General features: G+C 31.8%; 20 protein-coding genes. 3 read left to right on the top strand and 17 right to left on the bottom strand.

Going from position 1 to position 21458, the window contains the following annotated elements:
* Nucleotides 1–87: 87 nt before the first annotated feature.
* The 16 genes from NBE98_RS17355 to NBE98_RS17280 all read right to left on the bottom strand — a co-directional run bounded on the left by NBE98_RS17355 (nucleotide 88) and on the right by NBE98_RS17280 (nucleotide 17049).
* The gene (locus NBE98_RS17355; protein WP_250816275.1) at nucleotides 88–261 is read right to left on the bottom strand and encodes a hypothetical protein; all 174 of its coding nucleotides are present in this window, start codon (nucleotides 259–261) and stop codon (nucleotides 88–90) included.
* Between the two features lie 20 nt (nucleotides 262–281).
* Nucleotides 282–1202 carry a GGDEF domain-containing protein gene (locus NBE98_RS17350; RefSeq protein ID WP_250816274.1) on the bottom strand — a complete coding sequence of 307 codons (921 nt, stop codon included), beginning with the start codon at nucleotides 1200–1202 and terminating at the stop codon, nucleotides 282–284.
* A gap of 52 nt (nucleotides 1203–1254) precedes the next feature.
* A complete protein-coding gene (locus NBE98_RS17345; protein ID WP_250816273.1) occupies nucleotides 1255–3789 on the bottom strand; it encodes a bifunctional diguanylate cyclase/phosphodiesterase in 2535 nt (844 codons plus the stop codon).
* A gap of 259 nt (nucleotides 3790–4048) precedes the next feature.
* Nucleotides 4049–4642: a TetR/AcrR family transcriptional regulator gene (locus tag NBE98_RS17340; protein WP_250816272.1), complete on the bottom strand. Its 594-nt coding sequence runs from the start codon at nucleotides 4640–4642 to the stop codon at nucleotides 4049–4051.
* A gap of 268 nt (nucleotides 4643–4910) precedes the next feature.
* A complete protein-coding gene (locus NBE98_RS17335; protein WP_250816271.1) occupies nucleotides 4911–5537 on the bottom strand; it encodes a lysozyme inhibitor LprI family protein in 627 nt (208 codons plus the stop codon).
* A 165-nt stretch (nucleotides 5538–5702) separates the two neighbouring features.
* Complete coding sequence (locus NBE98_RS17330) at nucleotides 5703–6185, bottom strand: CBO0543 family protein (RefSeq protein WP_250816270.1); 483 nt, start codon at nucleotides 6183–6185, stop codon at nucleotides 5703–5705.
* A 3-nt stretch (nucleotides 6186–6188) separates the two neighbouring features.
* Complete coding sequence (locus NBE98_RS17325; RefSeq protein WP_250816269.1) at nucleotides 6189–6758, bottom strand: CBO0543 family protein; 570 nt, start codon at nucleotides 6756–6758, stop codon at nucleotides 6189–6191.
* Between the two features lie 62 nt (nucleotides 6759–6820).
* On the bottom strand, nucleotides 6821–7525 hold the full coding sequence (locus NBE98_RS17320) for a tryptophan synthase subunit alpha (protein ID WP_250816268.1): 705 nt from the start codon (nucleotides 7523–7525) through the stop codon (nucleotides 6821–6823).
* A gap of 12 nt (nucleotides 7526–7537) precedes the next feature.
* Nucleotides 7538–8812, bottom strand: a complete 1275-nt coding sequence (gene ulaA / locus NBE98_RS17315; RefSeq protein WP_250816267.1) for a PTS ascorbate transporter subunit IIC — start codon at nucleotides 8810–8812, stop codon at nucleotides 7538–7540.
* A 24-nt stretch (nucleotides 8813–8836) separates the two neighbouring features.
* Nucleotides 8837–9112 (bottom strand): PTS sugar transporter subunit IIB, encoded by a 276-nt coding sequence (locus tag NBE98_RS17310; protein WP_250816266.1) that lies wholly within the window; start codon nucleotides 9110–9112, stop codon nucleotides 8837–8839.
* Between the two features lie 3 nt (nucleotides 9113–9115).
* Entirely contained in the window at nucleotides 9116–11209 is a 2094-nt protein-coding gene (locus tag NBE98_RS17305; RefSeq protein WP_250816265.1) for a BglG family transcription antiterminator, read from the bottom strand.
* 223 nt (nucleotides 11210–11432) lie between these two features.
* On the bottom strand, nucleotides 11433–12452 hold the full coding sequence (locus tag NBE98_RS17300) for a sensor histidine kinase (protein ID WP_250816264.1): 1020 nt from the start codon (nucleotides 12450–12452) through the stop codon (nucleotides 11433–11435).
* 4 nt (nucleotides 12453–12456) lie between these two features.
* A complete protein-coding gene (locus tag NBE98_RS17295) occupies nucleotides 12457–13131 on the bottom strand; it encodes a response regulator transcription factor (protein WP_250816263.1) in 675 nt (224 codons plus the stop codon).
* A 60-nt stretch (nucleotides 13132–13191) separates the two neighbouring features.
* Nucleotides 13192–15705 (bottom strand): ABC transporter permease, encoded by a 2514-nt coding sequence (locus tag NBE98_RS17290; protein WP_250816262.1) that lies wholly within the window; start codon nucleotides 15703–15705, stop codon nucleotides 13192–13194.
* Nucleotides 15705–16382: an ABC transporter ATP-binding protein gene (locus NBE98_RS17285; protein WP_250816261.1), complete on the bottom strand. Its 678-nt coding sequence runs from the start codon at nucleotides 16380–16382 to the stop codon at nucleotides 15705–15707. Before NBE98_RS17285 ends, NBE98_RS17290 begins: the two co-directional genes overlap by 1 nt.
* Nucleotides 16383–16815: 433 nt before the next feature.
* Entirely contained in the window at nucleotides 16816–17049 is a 234-nt protein-coding gene (locus NBE98_RS17280) for a hypothetical protein (RefSeq protein WP_250816260.1), read from the bottom strand.
* Nucleotides 17050–17193: 144 nt separating this feature from the next.
* Here NBE98_RS17280 and NBE98_RS17275 point away from each other — a divergent pair, with 144 nt between their 5' ends.
* Nucleotides 17194–18525: a helix-turn-helix transcriptional regulator gene (locus NBE98_RS17275; RefSeq protein WP_250816259.1), complete on the top strand. Its 1332-nt coding sequence runs from the start codon at nucleotides 17194–17196 to the stop codon at nucleotides 18523–18525.
* Nucleotides 18512–19504, top strand: coding sequence for a WYL domain-containing protein (locus NBE98_RS17270; RefSeq protein WP_250816258.1), 993 nt, complete (start codon nucleotides 18512–18514; stop codon nucleotides 19502–19504). Before NBE98_RS17275 ends, NBE98_RS17270 begins: the two co-directional genes overlap by 14 nt.
* 49 nt (nucleotides 19505–19553) lie before the next feature.
* On the opposite strand, the gene NBE98_RS17265 is transcribed toward NBE98_RS17270, so the two are convergent.
* Nucleotides 19554–19994 carry a helix-turn-helix domain-containing protein gene (locus NBE98_RS17265; RefSeq protein WP_250816257.1) on the bottom strand — a complete coding sequence of 147 codons (441 nt, stop codon included), beginning with the start codon at nucleotides 19992–19994 and terminating at the stop codon, nucleotides 19554–19556.
* A 284-nt stretch (nucleotides 19995–20278) separates the two neighbouring features.
* On the opposite strand from NBE98_RS17265, the gene NBE98_RS17260 reads away from it, so the two are divergent.
* The gene (locus tag NBE98_RS17260) at nucleotides 20279–21148 is read left to right on the top strand and encodes an alpha/beta hydrolase (protein WP_250816256.1); all 870 of its coding nucleotides are present in this window, start codon (nucleotides 20279–20281) and stop codon (nucleotides 21146–21148) included.
* Nucleotides 21149–21458 lie beyond the last annotated feature (310 nt).

The following is a 21458-nucleotide window of genomic DNA, read 5'->3' as shown; positions in this document are numbered from 1 at the left end:
TAAATTGTTAAAAAGTTAACTTGTTAACTTTTTCTGCTGCGAGAGAAGTAGCACACTGAAAGTAAATTTATCTTTCCAGATTAGTCTTTATATTTTTTTCAAAACAGTCTTCATATACTCTACTATTAGTTTATCAAGATATTGACTGATAAAAAGCTTAATTTCTTCTTCATCAGTTGTTACACTAATCTCATTAAGGATTTCCTTAAGTTCGATAATACGCTTATCTAATTTTTTCAATCTGTCCTGTATTTCGTCCATGCTACACCACCGTTAATAGATTAATCGTCTTTCTGCGTGAAATAATTTGAAATGACAACCTTGTTTCTTCCTGTACGTTTTGCCTTATAGAGATTTTTATCAGCACAATTTATTAAGCTCTCTGCGCAAACTTCCTCTCCCTCTTCATTTAGGCAGCACACGCCTAAACTCACAGACAATTTCACTTTATTGCCATTTAGGCAAAATTCATAATTTTCCACTATAGTTCTTATTTTTTCTGCTGCTACCCTTGCCTTCTCTATGCTGGTATTGTTTAAAGCTATTAGAAATTCTTCTCCACCGTACCTAGCCACCCAATCTGTGGAGCTTCTAACTGAGGAAATCAATAATGTTCCCAGTTCCTTTAATATTTTATCTCCAGCAACATGCCCATAGTTATCATTAATATTTTTAAAAAAGTCAATGTCCCCCATTATTACAGTAATAGGTTCTGACTGAGTATAGCTTGAATGAATATCCGCAGGCAGCCTTTCATTTATATATCGCTTATTATATAGCCCTGTTAGTTCATCAGTTATCACCAGACAATTTAGCTTATCTAATATTTTATTTGTTTTTGCTATATCACTAACCTTAGTATCAATTAGTGAATTATTTTTTGTAATATCCTTTAAAAGTTCAACAATATAGGTCCTGTCATTTAGAGTAAAAGGACTTGCAGTAATAAGGTATATCTTGCCACCTTTATATTCTAGCTTTACAAAGGTATCATTTTCATTAAAAGCTCTTACCGAAACACAATTACTGCACATCATGTCTTTTTCCCATAGACCATAGCACAAGCTTTTAACTTCGCTGCCTTCTAACTTATCCACTTGCCATGCTGTCTTATTTATTGGATCTACAATTCTAAGATAATCATAGAAATTTTTAAAGCTTGCTAGTCTATTAGTTATATCTTCTATTACTTGCCTGTTCATATAATTACCTCCTCCATATATGTTTTTAATAAGCTTAATTAAAACTACGGTTTTAAAGCTTAAGAACTCTCTTTTCTAGTTCATTTATGCATGAAGGCTTGCCTAGATAATAGCCTTGCAAATAATCACAGCCCATAAGAGTCAATTCTTCCAGTTGTTCTTTTGTTTCTATGCCTTCTACAGTAACCTTCATGTTTATCTCGCTTGCCAGCTTAATAATCCCATTAACAATAGCTCTGCTGTTGCTATTTGTACATATATCATCTATTAGAGTTTTATCTAACTTAAGGTTGTTGCATGGAAGCATTTTTAAATATCTTATTGAAGAGTAGCCTGTCCCAAAATCATCAAAAGCAATATGTATTCCCATGTCCTTCAATATATTTAACGTTTCTATATTCTTTTCGTAAGAATCCATAAGTGTGCTTTCTGTTATTTCAAGCTCCAAATATTCAGGGGACATTTTTGATATATTCAATGCCTCCTTTACTGTAGCTATGAAATTATCGTTTTGAAACTGCAAAGGAGATACGTTAACACAAACTACATTCTTTATTCCTTTATTAATCCATTTAGAATTTTGAAGGCAAGCATTTATTAGTACCCATTTACCTATTAAGTCTATTTGATTAGTTTTTTCAGCTATATTTATAAATTCATCCGGCCTAACAGATCCAATTTCTTTACTATTCCACCTAAGAAGAGCTTCATAGCCCCTCAGTTCTAAAGTTTCCGTAATATATTGCGGCTGGTAATACAGTTCGAACTCATTGTTAGAAATAGCAGTCCTTAGCTCTCTTTCAATTTCAGTTCTCCTGTAAACCTCGTTTGCAATATTCTTATCAAAGAATAAAAACTTGTTTTTTCCTAGCTCCTTAGCTTTATACATGACTGTATCGGCATTTTTTATAAGAATGTTTATATCCACTCCATCATTAGGAATTAAAACAATACCCATGCTGGCAGTTATATTTACCTTTTTATCAAGAATTTCAATTGGATTATTAAGAGAGCTTAACACACGGCTGCAAGTTTCTAAAATTATCGACTCATCAATCAATTCAGGCATAAATATTATAAATTCATCTCCGCCGAATCTTGCAACAACATCTTCTTCTCTAAAGCTTGCTTTTAATATCTGCGAAAAAGCCTTTAATAGTATATCACCGTAATTATGACCCCAAGTATCATTTACTTTTTTGAAATCATCTAAATCAATAAATATAATTGCTGCTCTCTTGTTAAGAATATCTAAGCTGCTTAAGTATATATTTGTTTTTGTAATAAATAAGTTTTTGTTTGGAAGGCCTGTCAAGGTATCGTAATAGGCAATTAGCTCTATCTGCTCTTCGTGTTTCTTTCTCTCAGTAATATCTGTAATAACGCCTAATAATCGTCTTATTTTTCCCTCTGGGTTTCTTAAGCCCTTTCCCCTAATATAAAACCATTTAAGTTCACCGGTGCTGGTTATTATTTTGAAATCGCAGCTTAAGCTGGAGGTTATCTGATTATCATATTTATCAAAAGCTTCCATTATAATGTTTAAATCTGAGCTTTTTAAAATCGAACTAAAAACTTCCTCAATTTTATCGACACTATTTAAATTATAGCCGGTTAGCTTCAGCCATTTATCAGATAAGAATAAACTATTGTTCTCCAAGTCAAATTTCCATACTATATCATTTGAACCGTCAATAAATAATTCGTATTCATTATTCTTTTCCAAAAGCTGCATTTTTACCTTATTTAGCTCTTCAATAAGGTTGTTCTTCTTGTTTTCTCTTGCTTGTTTTGCGATAAAAATATTCCATATTATATTTAGGAGAATCAATACTAAAAAACTAATAACATAAATGCTGTTTTCTCTTTTTTCATTAGAAATTCTAATTTTCCAGTTAGTATCTTCTATATTAGCTGCCATAATGGTTGATATTTTTGATTTTTTAGTTTTACTACTGCTGAAAAAAGTTTTGTCATTGGAATCCATAAGGTTAAAGCTATATGTTTCATATTCGTTTTTTGAAAAATATTGCTGCATGGTTTTATCAAGATTAACTACAGCTACAAAAAAGCCTTGAAAATCGTCTCCTTCAAATATGGGTTTCCTAATTATTACCCCATTAACATCTTCACCCACATTTCTTAAGATATAGGGGTCATTCACCGTAACTTTTCTTTCTCTAATTGCTGAACTTACTGCAGTGCTCACTTCATCTCTATCAATAAGTGATCTTCCTAAGGTTTTTTCATTTCCTTCTAAGGGGTATACCATATCTGTGTAGGTATATTTATCTTTATGCTGTAGAAAAAATATGTTTGGATTGCTTTCAATAATTTTCTTAGAAACTGCATTAAAACCTTCTATAGTAATGTTTTTATCTGAAAAGTGAATCATTAGTGTGTCTAAGGATGCTTTATTAGTTTCTATAACTTTTTCTAAATCTCGGATTGCTTTATTCCCAATTATATTTATGTCTGCCTTTAATTTGTGAATTTGAACAAGCATTAGGATACCTGTTAAAAAAAATGAAACTAAAAACACATATATGTACTGAGATTTAAATTTTTCATTCCCACCGCTTTTCATACTTTTCCCCCATTTTTAAAAAATGTTATCTCATTTAACCTTACTTTTCAGCTGCATATCAAATATTAGAATTCCCTTTGCTTAGTCAAAATCCATGGGCATTTATATAACGTTCGTTATATACCTTATTAATAAAGGTATAATTGATTTTTTGCCTCACTATACTTTATTTACTCGTTCTAAATTAATAAAAACTTTATAAAACACATAAATATGTCATTTTATGTTATATAAAGTTTAGTTATACTAAGGCTGTTATTTAATTTAAAGAAACTATTTTACATTTAAAAAAAGTTTCCCATGTGCTTTCCAAGGTTTCACCAGCCATAAGATTCTTATAAAACGCTCGATTAGTAATTTGATTAAATATAAACATTTCATATCTTGTTAAACAGGTATCAAGGAGCTCTTCCTTAATAATATTTTCCTCACTAGCCTGTTTAAATACTTTCCTTATGACACACTTTCTTTGTCCATGATAATACAAGCTTTTATTGTCTAATTCTTCCTTTAATTCAATTGGTGGAAACATCATATATCTTAATTGAAATTTGAAATCTTCTTCATGATTTGATAGATATTCTACATCTTCTTTAAACAATAAAAATAATTTTAGATCAGCACTAATATCCATATTAAATACTTTTCTATTCTCAAAATTATTTAAATAACCTAACCAACTGTTATCATATAAACCGTAAAATAGCTTTTCTTTAGATTCAAAGTGATAATATAAGGTTGGAAGTCCTACTCCAACTTCTTTACATATATCTCTTATGTTTGTAGCTTCATATCCTCTTTCAAGAAATAACCTCCAGGAAACCTTAAATATTCTGTCTGCCGTATTCATCATAGCGCCTCTCTTTGTATAACCATCGTTACTGTGTGGTTATACACTGTTCGTCGATTATTAACAATTTCTTACAAATAACAACATATTTCTTGTATGTTCTGGATATATTGTATAATATTTTACACAAATTCACAATAATATTTTTGTATTTTATGTATATATTTTAATCATATCCAAAATCCCCACAAAACCAATAATTTATATTGTTAACTTTTTCTTCAGCGAAAGTAAAAGCCACAGGAACTATTAAAATCCCCATGGCTTATTATTAATCGGTCATATACTGGTTAACCAGCTCATAGCATCTTTTCTTAGTTGACTCGTATAAGGAAGAATAGTTTGCAACAAACTCAAAGGTTCCGCCTTTATACTTCTCTGCTGCCTTCTTTGCGTCAGCTTCCTTCTGCGCAATCCATTTAACCTGCTCAGCTTGCAGCTTTTTCATTGTTTCCTGGGATAGCTGCTTCTTTAGTAAAGCGTAAATTTCATTTAGAGCTTTATCATACTCTTCATAGGACTTTCCGTAATAGCTTCTCATAGCGTTTGTTACTCCTGCGTCAGAATCCTTCTTTACTGGTAGCGCATCCAGCTGCTTTTGTATATTGTCCAGCTTTCCTATAAATTCTTTTCTTTTTCCTTCTATTTTAGCTGCATTATTTACAGGCTTTGCTGCTGTAGCTTCCTGAGCACTTTTATCTTCTTTGGCATCCTTTGTTGATGCCTGTGAATCTGTTTTGCTTGTATTATCAGCTTTATCTTGATTAGCCTTCTCAGGCTGACTTTGTACTATTTTATTTGTAGAACCTTCATTTTCCTTACTGCCTTTTGTACATGCTGACAATGCAAATATTGATAATGCTGCAAGCATTAAAAGTACAATTTTTTTATTTTTCATTACTCTTCTCCTTTTGACTTTTTATAGTAATATTTGACTGGTTTTAAAACCCTGCCAAACACTCCTATCTTACCATAACAGTTATAAAACACCAACCCTAGTTCTTCATGTTTTATAACTGTTATTATATCATTTCTAATTTCCTCAATAACTTCTGCTACACCTTTACGAAATATGAAATGGCTTATCCAGCCTAAAATACCATTTATAAGCCGCCCTCACAAAGTAAATAAAAAGAATCATAGTAATAAAGGTTGTGTACCAAGCCCAGTGAAGGTACTCTATTATGTCTGTGTACTTTTCTGTGAAATATTCTGCCAAGGTGAAGGGTCCTAGTATAGTTATGTAATATGAAAGCTTTCTAAAAAGATTTTTATTTACAGGATAATAAAGATTAAAAAATATGCACATAAAGGGCAGCACTAAAAACTCAAAGCTGAAGCTGGTTGCATTAGCTCTGGACAGTTCTCTCACAGGGTAAGCAATAAGCCCTGCCTCTACAACCACCAAACCAAAAATCCAAGAAGGAAGCTGAGAAAACATGAAAATAAAATAGGCCTCGCGATACTTTTGCTTGGGTATGAAAAATGTTGAAATTAAGGTTATAACCCATACGCTGCTTATTATAAACTTTTCTCTTAAATGCATTTTTCATACCACCCTATGTTTGTTTTCTTTCTTCAAAAACCAAGTTACTAACAGATGACATAAGCCATACTGCAAAAAGTTTCTTATGTAGCCATTTCTAACAACTTTAAAATCACAAGTATTTAAGTAACGGTTTATCAAGGTATATTTATGAGCGAAACAAATAAACCATACCATAATTGATACAAAAATTACGTAGTGTATAACTTTCATTAAAAAGCTTCGGTCTTTTGGAAAAAGCAGTACAAACCACATGAAAATACAAGGAAAAAACATAAACTGAGGTATGAAATTTACATTTGTCGCCTTCGTAAACTCCCTTACAGGATAAGTAATTATTCCTGTTTGTACAAGCGTAATGGAGGTAGACCAGGTGGAGGCTTGAAAGGTTAAAAACGAAATAAGCGCCTTTCTGATGTCTTCCTTTTTAATGTATAAAGTTGATACTGCTGACATTAAAGCTATTGCAAGGTATATAAACTTTTCTATTGTCATATAGGCTCCTTGAAATGGAATTTTCTTGTTCTTATTATCTTCAAGAAAATGGAACTTATGCGGTGAAATTAGCTCCACACAAGCAAAAGCCACCCAAACATTCTATTTGCCTGGGTGACTCTCTTAAATCAATTTCTAATTTATACTGCACTCTTAATACTAGTTAGATAATCAAATATATCCTCTAAGCTATCATTTTCTACTCGTTTCATTAGTTCAGAGCCTATAATAACACCATCTGCTTTGCTTTCTGCTATCATTGCTGCATCCCTTGGAGTGCTTATTCCAAATCCAACCTGAATTAATATGTCGCTATGGCTTTTTATTTTTTCTATTGTTTTTAAATAGGCTTTTGGAATTTCGCCTTTGGCTCCTGTTTTCATAACTCCGGTCATAACATAGGCAAACACCTTGTTATATTTTAGCCTTTCAGCTATTTCAGCCTCTGTCAATTGTTCATTATATATCTGAATCCTATTTACTTTATTGTCCTTTATAAAGTTCTCCGGGCATAATATGCCATCATAGTAATCTTTATAATTATATAGATTATAATTTGCAATACCATCGCTATAGGTCATTAATATTAATTTAACTTCTGGCAGGTTCTTCTTAATATATAACAATATTTCCTGTAAATCCTCTTCTGTAAAGCCTCTTTTAGTTACGAGCTTATGCGCATTTGCAATAACTTCTCCATCCATAAAAGGATTTTCACAGGGGATGCCTAATTCCAAATAATCTACTTTAGCTTTTTTTACTTCCTCTAATACTTTATAAAACTTTTCCTTATTAGGGAAATTAGCAAGCAGGTATACAGTTATTAATTTTTTTACTTTGTTCAAAATATGCCTCCTTTAAAATAAACCTAGTAACCAACCAAATAGAGGACCAAAGAAAGCATAGTCAGTTTCACAGAGTACTCTCATTACAGGCTGAAAGCCTCCAACGTATTGAAGTAAAAATGCTTGACCAAAAATTAATATAAGTCCGTTTACAAAGGATCCAATAATAGCACCTCTTCTTCCACCTGTTGCATTACCGAATATAGCGGTTATTGCTCCTGTGAAAAAGGTTGGTATAAGTGCTGGGAACACAAAAGTAGGATATTTTATAAAACCTAATATAGTCATTCCAATTAAACTTGCAATTAAGCTTGATAAAAAGCCAACTATAACTGAGGTAGGGTACTTAGGGAATAATAATGGTATATCCAGACCAGGTTTTGCGTTTGGCACCAGCTTATCTGAAATACCATGGAAGGCTGGTACAATATCTGCCATCATCATTCTTACTCCAGTAATTATTACAGTTATCCACAAACCAAATTGTATTCCATTTAATATTGAAAAAGTAATTATATCTTTACCCTTGCTTACATTCTCCATTACAAAGGTTGGTCCTGCTATTAAAGCTACTATTGCAAAAACCAAGGTCATTACCACGGTTAAGGCTATAGTTATTTCCCTTAGGAACTCAAAGCCCTTTGGAAGCTTCAGCTCTTCAAGGTCCTTGTCTTTATTGCCAAGAAGCTTTCCAAGCCCGGCTGATATTAAGCAGCCGATAGAGCTTGAATGAGCTATAGTAAAGCCTTCGCCGCCTTTAACATGTTTCATTAAAGGGTTCATATAGGCACAAGTAAAGGTCATATATATTCCTAAAAGCATAGAGCCTATTACTACTATCATTACAGTTGACAAGCTTGTCATAGTTCCAAGAATTGCAGAAATAAGTCCTGCATAGAAAAATGATACGTGTGCTGATAAATGTATATATTTAAACCTTGTAAATCTTGCAATAAGTACATTTAAAATAAACCCAAAGCCAAAAATCAAGGCAGCTGAGGCACCTATTGAGCCCATACTGCTTCCAATGGCAGCTCCAACATCCATTACTTCAGAGGATTGTCCAAATATATGCTGAAGCATTGATTGCATTGGAGTTAAGGATATCCCCATTGATTGGGCCCCTGTTGTAATAAGAGTAAAGCCTACCATAGTTTTAATTATTGCTGATATAATAGAGCTTAGTTTTTTCTTTTGAGCTATAAGCCCTACAAGGGTTACTCCACCAATTAGAAACACAGCTTCATTAAAAACATTAGTTGCTAGATACATAAAAAAATCTTTCATTTCCAGTCCCCCTTATCTCATAAATTATAATTCTTTAATTGCAGCTAATAATTCACTTTTTAAATAGTTTTTGTCCATTAGGTTGTCAATTCTAACTATCTTAGCTGTACTTTCTCTTAGTACATTGGCAAAATCCGAGGTAGTAATAACAATATCATATTCACTTGCATTTACTGAGCCTATATCTGCAGCATCTATTTCAGCCTCAATATTCTCAGCTTCAATTATCTGTTGTGCAAACACTCTAAGCATCATACTGCTTCCTACCCCTGCTCCACACACTGTTACAATTTTTATCATAATCTACACCTCTTTTATTAATTTTATAATTTTATTTGGATCCATCTCACTTAATATATACTTAACCTTTTCCTCATTTGATAAAATATCCATAAGTTCAGATAAAGCTATTAAGTGAGAGGAATGATCAACAGCACATAAACTAATAACTAAGCTTACTGGGTCATTTACAGGGTTTCCAAAGTTTATAGGGTTTTTTAAGGTTATGAGGCTTAAGCCTATATCCTTTGCTCCTTTTTCTGGTCTTGCATGAGGCATGGCTATCTTAGGTGCTATAACAATATATGCCCCGTTTTCTTCCACATTTTGTATCATTTCCTCTATATATCTTTCTTCAATTTTTCCTGCCTTAAATAATAACTGCCCGCCTATCCTAACTGCTTCTTTCCAATCCTTTGCTTCTACATTTGTTAAAATCTCATTTTCTGTTATAACTTCCTTTAACATTGGTTTATATCTCTCCTTTATCATTATTTCATCTTTATAATTCAATAATTTCCTTAAATCATAAATTAACCTTTCCTCATCATTTATAGTGCAGCTTTTTCTTATAGTCTCAATAAAACTTTTTATTTCTCTATCTTCTTCCTCTATTTCTTCAATAGCTTCCTTCAGAAGCTTTATGTCATCGCTTGAAATAATAGGGTTAACTATTATTGTTTTTATCTTTGTATTTAACTGAATAGTTGATATTATTAAATCCACCTTATTCTCAGCTATTACCTTATGAAGATATCTTTTAGTAGTTACCTCAACTATATTAACCTTAAACCTTTTCACAATAGTCGATACAATCATTTGCGAGGTTCCAATGCCTTCAGAGCAAACTATAACTACATTTTTTTTACTGGATTTAATAGTTTTATTTCTTTCTAAGGCTGCAGCAAAGTGTATTGTTAAGTAGCCTAATTCAGATTCATTAAATTTACAGCCTAAAGCTTCCTCCAATAAATATACACACTTTTTAAGCTCTAAAAATATCTTTGCATACTTATTTTTTATTTCCTCCAAAATTGGATTTACTAAAATAATATTATTTTTCATTCTATAGATTGCAGGTCTTAAATGATTAACTATTCCTAAAAACAATTGCTTGTCATTTAATAAATCTATTTCTTCCTGCAAGCTTATAGCTTCTATAAAATCTTTTACAATTAAATTTATTTCCACCCAATTTTCACTTATTCTCTGATTACAATTCGTTAAGCTACTTCCTAGTAGTTCAATAGCAATGAATTTAATTTCCTCATTATTGATTTTAATTTTATATTCATCTTCAATTTTTTTGCTTAATCTCTTTATAACTTTAAATTCTTTTGTTTCTATAATGCTGTCATGATTTTTTGTTTCTACTATTGATTTGCCTTCTTTTATGCGCTTTATTGAATATGCAATATTTATAAACAAATTGGTAAAGGCTTCATCAGTTAAGACGATTTCTAATTCCTTTTCTGCATTTTCTAAAAAGGTTTTTATTAAATCCAGATTAATTTCTTTAAAAAATTCTTCTACTTCCTTATAAAGAGAGAAATTAAATCTAGTATTTTGGCTCTTTTGAGGATTTCTTTCATAGGTATCAATATCTATTGAGTTAGTTATAACCTCTAGCAAGGCCTTTCTTATAAAGTACTCCTTGCCTTCAACTATAAAGCCTTTTTTAGGCACAGCAGTTAGCTTAATATTTTTTTCCTTAAACCATTTCTTTATATATTTTATGTCATTAGATATTGTTGCCCTGCTGGTTTGAGTTTTCTCAACCAAGCTGTCTATCTTTATAAAGTCTCTAGACTGAAGTATTTGGCTAATCATTATGTTAATTCTTTCTTCCTTACCTAAAGCATAAAAAGATAATTCTTGGTTTCCTATTATTTTTACTATCTTATTTTTTTTATTTATATCCTTAACAAACCCTACTCCTAATTTTTGTTTTCTTACCAATAACTCACAATTGTTATCCCTTAAAAATTCATCTATAGTATCTAAATCGTATCTAATTGTCCTTTGGGACACATTAAACATGCTGCTTAGTTGGCTTATAGTGATATAATCTTCGTTATTTATAATGGATAATAAAATCTGATTACATCTTTCATTCATAATTTTGCCTCCTTAATTTTATTATAGGTATGTCCTTAGTTTTGATAAAGTCTAATTGTTTTCAAACTTAATGTGGCAATATTATCACCTATAATAAAAGCCTTAGTCTATTTATATATCAAACTATAACATAAGCCAATGACACTTTTAATATCATTGGCTTACTCATTAGGTTTTAATTATACTCTTCCATTTTTTATTATTATCAGGTGAATGTTTATATTTATTTACCAGGTAAAAATACAGAAAAAGTTGATCCAGTCTTATTGGAATAAACCTTAATATAGCCTCCATGCCTTGATACTATTTCTCTTGTTAAGTATAAGCCTATTCCGATTCCTTCAATTTCGCCTACGTTTTTGCCTCTATAAAATCTCGAAAAAATTTTAGGCATTTCATCCGCTTTAATTCCGATACCATTATCTTTAATATCAACTCTAACAAACATTTCGTATTGCTGCACGGTTATCCTTATAACTTCACTTGTATCAGAATATTTCACTGCATTTTCTAAGATATTAAAAAATGCTTCTGACAACCAATTTTTATCATGAGTAACTTTTACTTTATCTATTTCCTTTAACTCAATCTCCATATTTTTAGCCTTGGCTTTTTTCTGCACTTGATTTATTGCTATCAATATAGTATCAATTAGATTATTCATTTGCGGTTTTAATTGAATTATCCCGCTCTCTAGCCTGGACATTTTAATCATACTTTCTATTAAAAAGCTTAATCGATTTAATGAAAGCATAATTATTTTATTAAATTCCTCTTTATCTTCTTCATTTAAGCTTTCATCTTGAAAAAGCTCTACATACATTTTTAAGTTGGTTAAAGGTGTTTTAAGCTGATGAGCTATATCGGAAATTAAGGATTTAATTTCATTTCTATCAGTTTCTATTTGTTTGTTTTTTTCCTTTAATATGTTGGTCAGCTTAATAGTTTGATGCTGCAGCTTAGACAGCAAAGTATCTTCCGCAGTAGAAAATGCTTCCTCATCTCTCATATCTATAATAGCTGCTAGCATATCGGATAGCTCTACAAACATCTCTTCCATATAATTTTTATAGAGTCTTTCATAAAAAAACATTCCACCAACTATAAATGCAGAAAAAAACAGCAAAATTATAGCTACTTTATTGTTTGCTTCTATAAAGTAAACATAAGTATTTAAACAGATAGTCATCAATATTGTAGCTGCTTTATAAATAAAGCTTGCCTTTTTAAAATTAATTCTCATATACTTACTCTCCAAAGGTATATCCAATACCAAACACTGTTACTATGTATTGCGGATTTTTCGAATCCGTTTCTATCTTCTTTCTAAGCCTTCTTATATTTACACTTAAAGTATTTTCGTCAACGAAATTCCCGCTATTATCCCATAGCTTTTCTAAAAGTATTTCTTTTGTAACCACCTTTCCTTTGTTTTTTGCAAGCAGTTCCAACAGCTTATATTCCGTTGCGGTTAAATTTATTTCTTTTTCAGCTACTGCTACCAGCATCCTATCAAAATCTATTTTCAAAGCTTTATACTCAAACACATTTCTATTCACCATATTGCTTCTTTTAAGTATTGCATTAATTTTATGTCTTAATAACTCCACTGAAAAAGGCTTGGCTATGTAATCATCACATCCAGTTTCAAAGCCTTTAACCATATCTTCTTCTGTATCATTAGCTGTAAAGAACACTATTGGAAAACCTGCTTTATCCCTAACTTCCTTGCAGAGCTCTAAGCCATTTCCATCAGGTAAATTTATATCTATAAGTAAAAAATCAATTTTTTCATTAAGTATCATTTGCTTTCCTTCAGCTTTTGAATAAGCAGAAAGTATGTCATAGCCCTCTTTCTTTAATGCAAAGGACACACCTTTATTAAGTATCTTATCATCTTCTATTATTAGTATTTTCTTCATTTCAAATCACCTACTATATTATACCAAAAGCGGTAGATAAAGAATATCTACCGCAATTTTTTAGCTCTCTATTTCTCTAATTCTCTCTATTACACTACTTTTTGAGGATTGCTTAAATACAATTGCAGGAGTAATTAAACATACTGCAAAAACAAAGGCTATTAATATTGTTAATGTAACTGTTGGAAATACAAATTCTGCATAATCCGCAATTTTCTTTGTAAGTTCTGCAATTGCATAAATTATTGCCATACCTATAGTTGCTATGAATATAGCTATTATTCCGGCATAATATAACCCCTCACAGGTTAACATCTTTTTAATCTGCTTCTTGGTCATGCCGATGCTTTCCATTATAGCCAACTCTCTTAATCTGACATTTACCCCTGTTATCATAACATTAATAAAATTTAATATTCCTATTAATATTAGAATAATTGAAATGCCACCACCAAGTATATTCATTACCATTTGTGTCTTATTAAAAGCTTCTGTTTCATCACTTCTTGATTCAAGCCATAATCCCCGATTGCTGGCAATATTCTTTAATTCACTTTCAATTTGCTCCTCATACTTATTATCTACATTAAGGAATAGAAAATGATTTACCGCATCGCTGTCTAATTCTTTCAATGCTGAATTGCTCATATAAATTGTTGGAATTCCTAAGGGAGCAGGTAGTCCTGAAGGAAATGCATTGTTCTGATCCTTTACTATATCAACATTGAAGCCTGCAGAGGTATTTTTTCTAGGATTTTTTATAGTTAACTGGCCATTTATATCCTTATAATCCTCACCATAATACCATGAATCTAATAAGATTAATCTACCGCTTTTAAAGGCCTCTATATCTATTTTTTCTTTAGCTTCTTCATTAAAACCTTCTATAAGCTTATCATCTATTCCTACTACTGAAGCATTTAATAAGCTTGGATTTTCTTTTATATTTTTTAAATATTGCTCTAAGCCGCCCTTAGAAGAATTTACTCTTTTGTAGCCCTCTTTTAAAGCTGGCAATAATATGTCTTCATTCATCTTTAATTCTAGCTTGCTTGAGGTTACTATATTTATGTGTTCAATGCCTTTCATAGCTTTTATTTCATTTATAATATCAGCATCAATTTTTCCTTGGGCAGCCTTAACATTTTGTATTGTGAAATCATTTTTTACATATCTTTTTATATAGTTTTCAGCGCTTAAACTGCCAAGAAAGGTATTAACAGTTAAAAATGTCATAATCCCCATGAATAATGACAGAAACACTACTATAGCTCTCTTCTTTTCCCTAAATACATTATACCAAGCCATTTTATACAGCTTTCCGCCATTAGTTGTATTTCTATTTTTCTTTTGCTTTTTGGTCTTGCTTCCTGTATAGCGTAAAGCTTCTGTAGGTGAGATATTGCCTGCAATTTTTGCTGGTTTCCTGCAGCTTAGGGTAACTGTTAATAATGAAAATAATGCTGCTGCTATAAAGATTACTGGATTAAAAGAAACTTTGCCCGGCATAGCACTTGCAGTTGCATTATCAAAAAATGTTCCCATTGCTAATGGCACAATTACAAAAGACACTACAGCTCCTAAAATCAGTCCTATTGGTATTCCAGCAATGGAAAGTCTAAACACTTGCCCTTTTACTATCTTCTTAATCTGCTTTGGGGATGTTCCTATAGTTTTAAGCAGCCCATAGAAATTAATATCTTTAGTAACTGATATATAAATAATGTTGTAAATAAGAAGATACCCGCTAAGAACTATAAATAATGCTATTATCACTATCAAAACTGTAGTTGCTAAAGCTGTACTTGATAAATCTTCTGTTCTATCAAAGCTATAAGAAAATTTTTGATTTCCATTAAGAGAAATCTTTTTATCTAATATAGCTGGTGCAGTTTTCTTGAGCTCTTGTTTTAAAGTCATAAGAAGTATTCCGTTGTCTTTTAAGGTTAAATTATTTTGTTCTGCAAATTTTTCAGAAACTAATAAGTAGCCTGTATCTTGTATCACACCATAGGTAGTGTAAGTGCCGCTTAACACAAATTCTTTATTTATTACCTTGCCGTTAATTTTACATGGAATTTCTATTTTATCCCCTATTTTAGCAGCACTTTTTTCTAAAAACTCCAAAGATTTTTTAGAGGCTATTATCTGATTTTCCTCTGTAGGATAAGCTCCTTCAATATCGCTTACACATGGGGTTATTTGTTTTTGAAAGTTATCCTTATTGCTATATTTAATTTGTATGTTTGTTCTGTTTTTTTCTAAGCTGTCAAGAACAACCATTCCAACATTTATTTCATAGCCTATACTGTCTAACAAATTTAAAGACTCTATCTCTTTAATTTGATTATCTGTAGGATTTGCTAGAGCAGCTGTTGCTGTATTTCCTTGCAATCTTAAATTCATTGTCTTATAGTTCTTAACAAAGCTTATGCCTATACTAAAAACAGATGAAATCATAAAAGTTGTGAGTATTATTGCAATAACAGTAAATATATTTCTTATCTTATTTTTCTTTAGAGATCTTTTAGTCACTCTTTTTATAACTTCTTTATTGTTGTTCTCAAACTGCATTACTCATCACCTCTAACTACAACCTTACCGTCCTCAAGCCTTATAATTCTATCTGCAAGCTGAGCAATTTCTTCATTATGGGTAATCATAACCATGGTCTGATTAAATCTTTTACTTGTCATCTTCAATAAACCTATTACATCCATGCTTGTTTTACTGTCTAAATTTCCTGTAGGCTCGTCAGCTAATACTATAGCTGGCTTTGTAGCCAATGCCCTTGCTATTGCAACCCTTTGCTGCTGTCCTCCTGAAAGATTACCTGGCATATTTGTTAGTTTTTCCTTCAGCCCTAATGCATCAACAATAGAATTTACATATTCTTTATCTATTTTTACCCCATCTAATTCTATTGGCAAAACTATATTTTCATAAGCGTTTAATATAGAAACTAAATTATAGTTTTGAAATATAAAGCCTATATTTCTTCTTCTAAAAATCGTTAATTCTTCATCCTTCATAGTGCTGATACTTTTATTAGATATAGTTACTTCTCCATCGGTTGGTTTGTCTAGTCCTCCCAGCATATTTAACAGTGTTGATTTCCCGCTGCCAGAGCTTCCTACTATTGCAACAAATTCTCCTTCATTAATTGCTATACTAACCTTATCTAATGCTTTTACTATATTAGGTTCTTGTCCATATATCTTTATCAAGCTGTCAGTTTTTAAAATACTCATTTTATATCACCTCAAAAGTTATTGTATACTTTGTATTTTAAATGCAACTTCTTACAATCTTATGACAGAAATTAATTAAATTTAAAAAACAAGCAATACCAAATCAGAATAGTAAAAAACTGCAGCAACCTTTTAAGCTTACTGCAGCTTTATATTACTTTAGACATTTTATAGACCTCAGTATTAAACAGAGGAATTTGTGCTGGCAGAAAATACATTTTCCAAGGATCATGTTATCCCTCCTTTCACTCGGGCACTGGGCACCTTAGCTTACTCGTTTCCACTCGCAAGTCGCCCGTTTAAGTCCATTTAGGACTTAAACCTCCTTTCACTCGGGCACTGGGCACCTTAGCTTACTCGTTTCCACTCGCAAGTCGCCCGTTTAAGCCCATTTAGGACTTAAACCTCCTTTCACTCTTTTGGATTCCAAGGTTTAATCAGCCTCAAGGAATCCGCCTATGAAGCCAACTACGCCTCCAAAGGCACCTCCCACTGCAGCTCCGGTGCCTTCACCAACTACAGCACCAAATATTGTTCCAGCTGGACCAAAAACTGAACCGCTGGCTGCTGAAACTGCGCTGAATACGCTTCCTACAACTGAAGCGCCGGCACTTCCCCCAAGAGCTGCACCCTTTAAACCGTTTGATAGTCTGTCTGTGAATTTCATCCACAACACTTCCTTTCAGTTTTTTTTATTGTTATAATGTTTTTATGTAATCTTTGCTGCCTCTTTAGTGGGCTGCTGATTACATTTTTTATTATATCAAGGCGCTTATATACAGTCTTTTCAAAAACTATGCGAGGTTAATATATGGGTAAAAGTCAGTACAATCCTTTTATAAAACATTATGATACTATAAGAGAAATCCTAAGAGACTTTTATATTTATGGCTGCTATACAAGGGATTACTTCTCTTCAAATAAAGCCAGCGGCAGAAAATATGATAATGAGCGCAGGCGTATTTTAAGCTACATAAATAAAATGCATATAGCTGAGAAAAACAGAGGTCACCAAAAATACATAAGCTTATCCTATGACATGTACAGCTGTACAAGAAATTTTCTGTCAGACTCTTTTCTATCAAAGAGCTTTAGCAGAAATGATATTATGCTGCACTTTTATCTTCAGCAGCTGCTTATAGAAAATGCTTCACCAATGTCTTTAGATGAGGTTGTTGCTTACCTGGATGCCTTAACTAAGGATTTGCCTTATTATAATGAAGGCTTCGATAGAAACACAGTTAGAAGAAAGCTTGAAAAGCTTGTTTTAGAGGAAATACTTGAGACAGAAAAGCACAAGACCAAAAAGCTTTATAAAATGTCAGAGGACTTTTTTGAAGACTTTGAGCCTGAGGAGCTTAAGGACCTTTTATATGCTGTAGAGTTTTTTTCAAATACAGCCTCCGTAGCCTTGCCGGGATATTATGCTGTGGATACCTTGAAAAATTATATTAAGCAGGAACGAAACCTTTCTTCCTTTACAGAGGATATTTTTATGTACAAGCATAATCATCTTCAAAGGATTATAGATGATGAGATAGTATGGGACCTTTTTGAGCTTATTGAAAGCTCAAGCCTAGCCTGCTTTAGCTATATTAAAAAGCACAGGAATAAAAAAGCTAATACTGAAGAATACAATACTAAAATAGTAAAACCCTTAAAAATTATTATAGATTTTCAGTATGGAAGACAATATCTTTTATGCGTTGAAGGCAGCAAGTCTTTATTGTCTTTTTACAGAATAGACCGCATAAAAAATTTAAAAGCCTATAGTGATGAAAAGCTTCAGGAGAAGGTTGAGAAAGTGCAAGTTGAGCACTATGACAGGTGCTGGTGCGCTTCCTTTAGCAGCAAGGCTCAGGAGGACATAACTACAAAGGTTGAAGTAGAATTTTTATTTGATGAAGAAAGCAAGGGCTATATTTTAGACAGGCTTAAAAGAGAAGGAAAATGGGGAGAGCTTGAAAAAATCTCTCAGAACAAATATTTATTTACTATAGAGGTTACTGATCCTGAAGAAATGCTGCCTTGGCTTCGTTCCTTTGGAGAACACATAAAGGTAAAAGCAAGTGACAAGCATAAGCTTAATGAAAAGCTCGTGGATAACTGGAAGGAGCTATTGATTAAATATGGAGATGTTTAATGAAACTAAAAACCGGTATTTTTACGTTGTACAAAATATAATAAACCGCGCTAATACAGAAGCTCTTACAGAAAAGAATATTAATGAAATTTTACAGGAGCAAAGCTTTAACGAACCTGATTTTGAGTTTGAGGCTTCTTTTTTAAATAAATCAAGAGATGAAGCAGACAACCTCTTTTTAATAAAAAAAGAAGGAAATGTTTATAAGCCTCATATTAATAGTAAAGTTCCAATCAGGCCTTCAGCTTTGGAAAAAAAGTGGCTTAAAGCTATGACTGAAGAAGATGCACTTGAACTTTTTCTAAAGGAGTCCACTATAGAAAAGCTTAAGCTGAAGCTTCAAAACACTGAAAGCCCCTTGAAAAAAGACTTTGTTGAATATAGAAATATAGATAGTCCGGATTTTATAAAAGAGGAAGCCCAGGCTCTTTACAAACAGTACTTTAAAAGAGTATATAAAGCCTTAAAAGAGCATAGGTTTATAAGCTATACCTATGTTTCAAACAGCGGAAGGCTTTATGAAAAGTTGAAGGGCTACCCTTTTAGAATTGAATATTCCACGAAAAATCATAAGTTTAGATTGTCCCTTTTGCCTTTTGATAGGAGCAGGCCAATAAAAATGAATATAGATGGCTTAAAGGCTGTAGAAATTCTTGAAACAGCAGATTCTAAGTACAGAGAAGCTGCCATGGAAAAAATTCTAAAGAAAAAGGTTGAAAATCCTATTACTTTGGAAATAGAGAACAAACACAATGCCATAGAAAGATGTTTTTCCTTATTCTCCTACTATGATAAAGAAGCTTATTATGACAGCCAAAAGGGTAAGCACTATATAAAGATATTTTATTATGAATTTGATGAAAGAGAGCTAGTTAGAGATATTTTATCGCTGGGCAGCTCTGCATTAGTAATTTCTCCAGATAATATTAGGACTGAAATAATAAACAGAGTGAGAGAGGCGTTAGAGAAAAATTGTTAAAGGGGTGGACAATTCCACCCCTTTTTTTAGTTTGCACCACAAGAATATTTTACTTATTTTTTTCCGCTTTAAACTTTTTATAAAGAATATCTTTTAAAACCAAAACAGTGTCCTGGTCATTAAAATCAAACTCCTTTTTGCAGTCATCATAGAGCTTAGATATCCTTTCAACATAACTTTCTATTCCTTGTGTACCTTCATAAGTGGCTAAAATTGGATACTTTTTACTCCATGCACTAGTCCAATCAATTTCATCAACTATCATTTCGATGCTTGTAATATCCCCGCTAAGATTACTTCCGCTTATAAGATAGTCATAACTTACATTATAAAGCTTACTTAGTAATTTCACTTTAATTAATTCGGGAACTGTTTGGTCAGTTTCCCACTTGCTCACTGTTTGTCTGGATACATCTAATTTGTCCGCAACCTCTTCCTGAGATAACCCTGCTTTTTTACGCAAATCTAGTAATTTATCACCTAATGACATAATATCACCAACCTTTCAATTATTTTAGGTTAACCTGTAGCTACAGTATACTTAAAATAATAATTGTTTTCTACCAAGTAGAATTGGAATTTTGTCAACTAAACTTAACATCTTTACTAAACAAGATTATTAAATAAGGCAATGCTAAAGAATAGTGTTGAAAATCAAGATGCTCTTATATACACAATTATCCATGTTAGGTATAATTATGTTAACATGCAATTGTATATTAAAGCGAAAGTTATTTATATATTAAGAAACTTAAATGGGAAAGGCTGATAGTTATGAAGGAATTAGATTTGGAATATAAGATTATTGGTAAAGGTAAAACTGTACTTGTAATAGAAACAGGAATAGGCAGCTCATTCTATGATTGGTATTCTATTGTACAACAGCTAAAAGAAGACTTTACTATTGTTTTATATCATAGATGTGGCTATGGGAATAGCCAAGTTCCCAAGACCTCACGAACTACAAAGAATATTGCTGAAGAGCTAAATTGTCTTTTAGATAAGATAGAGATAAAAAACAAATTTATATTAATTGGGCATTCTTTTGGAGGATTATGTGTACAACATTATGCAAAAATGTATCCTCATAGGTTAAAAGGTATAATGTTAATTGACTCTACTTCCTTCAATTTCAAAAAACTGTACATGCTTGATACACCTGTGATGAACTCTCTAATTGCAATAGATAGTATGATAGAGAGTAATATTAATTCTTCAAAGAAATCAAAAGAAGAATTAAAGCATCAGAATAGAAATATAATTTCGTCTTATGAAAATCGTTTAAGTGATGCAGACATGAAATCTGTAGAAGAATTTTTCACGAACTCCACGCTTCATAAAACTATTGCAGAAGAATTTCAAAGTTGGGATATAGATAGTAATCAAATTAAGAGTATTACTGAGTTCCCTAATATTCCACTTATAGTAATATCAAGGGATAGTAAGATAGCTAGAAGAGGATGGGTGAAATATGGTATTCCAGAGAAGGAAGCCATTTTATACGAAGATGAGTGGTGTAAACTACAAAGTGAGTTATCAAAACTTTCAGACGAAGGAAGATTAATAATTGCTGAAAATAGTGACCATGAGATTTACTTAGATAGACCTGATATAGTAATCCATTATTTAAAGACATTACTATAATACAAGAACTTTTAAGTAATGAGTGTATATTGTCTTGAATTGGTTGCTTCACATTTTTCTTTAAGGATGAAACAGTAAAACACCAAGCAGCAGTAATTTATAGCTGTTCAAATCAATTCAATGAGCTTATTCTCTCGCAGCAGAAAAAGTTAACAATTTAACTTTTTTAAAATTTAAAAATATAAAAAGTTTACTTTTTTCTCTGCGAGAGATTTTGAGCTGCGTAAAATATTTTTAAAATGGTCAACAAATGAGAATAGTTGCAGTAATTTCCATGTTTTGCAATTACGTCATTTTCATCTGGATCTCA

This window comes from Clostridium swellfunianum (assembly GCF_023656515.1).
In the GTDB taxonomy this organism is placed as follows: domain Bacteria; phylum Bacillota; class Clostridia; order Clostridiales; family Clostridiaceae; genus Clostridium_AT; species Clostridium_AT swellfunianum.
This window is presented reverse-complemented; position numbering and strand designations above follow the sequence as displayed.

Coding starts and splice junctions, on each gene's coding strand:
- NBE98_RS17355 (WP_250816275.1), bottom strand. CDS start 261: ATGGACGAAATACAGGACAGATTGAAAAAATTAGATAAGCGTATTATC.
- NBE98_RS17350 (WP_250816274.1), bottom strand. CDS start 1,202: ATGAACAGGCAAGTAATAGAAGATATAACTAATAGACTAGCAAGCTTT.
- NBE98_RS17345 (WP_250816273.1), bottom strand. CDS start 3,789: ATGAAAAGCGGTGGGAATGAAAAATTTAAATCTCAGTACATATATGTG.
- NBE98_RS17340 (WP_250816272.1), bottom strand. CDS start 4,642: ATGATGAATACGGCAGACAGAATATTTAAGGTTTCCTGGAGGTTATTT.
- NBE98_RS17335 (WP_250816271.1), bottom strand. CDS start 5,537: ATGAAAAATAAAAAAATTGTACTTTTAATGCTTGCAGCATTATCAATA.
- NBE98_RS17330 (WP_250816270.1), bottom strand. CDS start 6,185: ATGCATTTAAGAGAAAAGTTTATAATAAGCAGCGTATGGGTTATAACC.
- ulaA (WP_250816267.1), bottom strand. CDS start 8,812: ATGAAAGATTTTTTTATGTATCTAGCAACTAATGTTTTTAATGAAGCT.
- NBE98_RS17310 (WP_250816266.1), bottom strand. CDS start 9,112: ATGATAAAAATTGTAACAGTGTGTGGAGCAGGGGTAGGAAGCAGTATG.
- NBE98_RS17305 (WP_250816265.1), bottom strand. CDS start 11,209: ATGAATGAAAGATGTAATCAGATTTTATTATCCATTATAAATAACGAA.
- NBE98_RS17300 (WP_250816264.1), bottom strand. CDS start 12,452: ATGAGAATTAATTTTAAAAAGGCAAGCTTTATTTATAAAGCAGCTACA.
- NBE98_RS17295 (WP_250816263.1), bottom strand. CDS start 13,131: ATGAAGAAAATACTAATAATAGAAGATGATAAGATACTTAATAAAGGT.
- NBE98_RS17290 (WP_250816262.1), bottom strand. CDS start 15,705: ATGCAGTTTGAGAACAACAATAAAGAAGTTATAAAAAGAGTGACTAAA.
- NBE98_RS17285 (WP_250816261.1), bottom strand. CDS start 16,382: ATGAGTATTTTAAAAACTGACAGCTTGATAAAGATATATGGACAAGAA.
- NBE98_RS17280 (WP_250816260.1), bottom strand. CDS start 17,049: ATGAAATTCACAGACAGACTATCAAACGGTTTAAAGGGTGCAGCTCTT.
- NBE98_RS17275 (WP_250816259.1), top strand. CDS start 17,194: ATGGGTAAAAGTCAGTACAATCCTTTTATAAAACATTATGATACTATA.
- NBE98_RS17270 (WP_250816258.1), top strand. CDS start 18,512: ATGGAGATGTTTAATGAAACTAAAAACCGGTATTTTTACGTTGTACAA.
- NBE98_RS17265 (WP_250816257.1), bottom strand. CDS start 19,994: ATGTCATTAGGTGATAAATTACTAGATTTGCGTAAAAAAGCAGGGTTA.
- NBE98_RS17260 (WP_250816256.1), top strand. CDS start 20,279: ATGAAGGAATTAGATTTGGAATATAAGATTATTGGTAAAGGTAAAACT.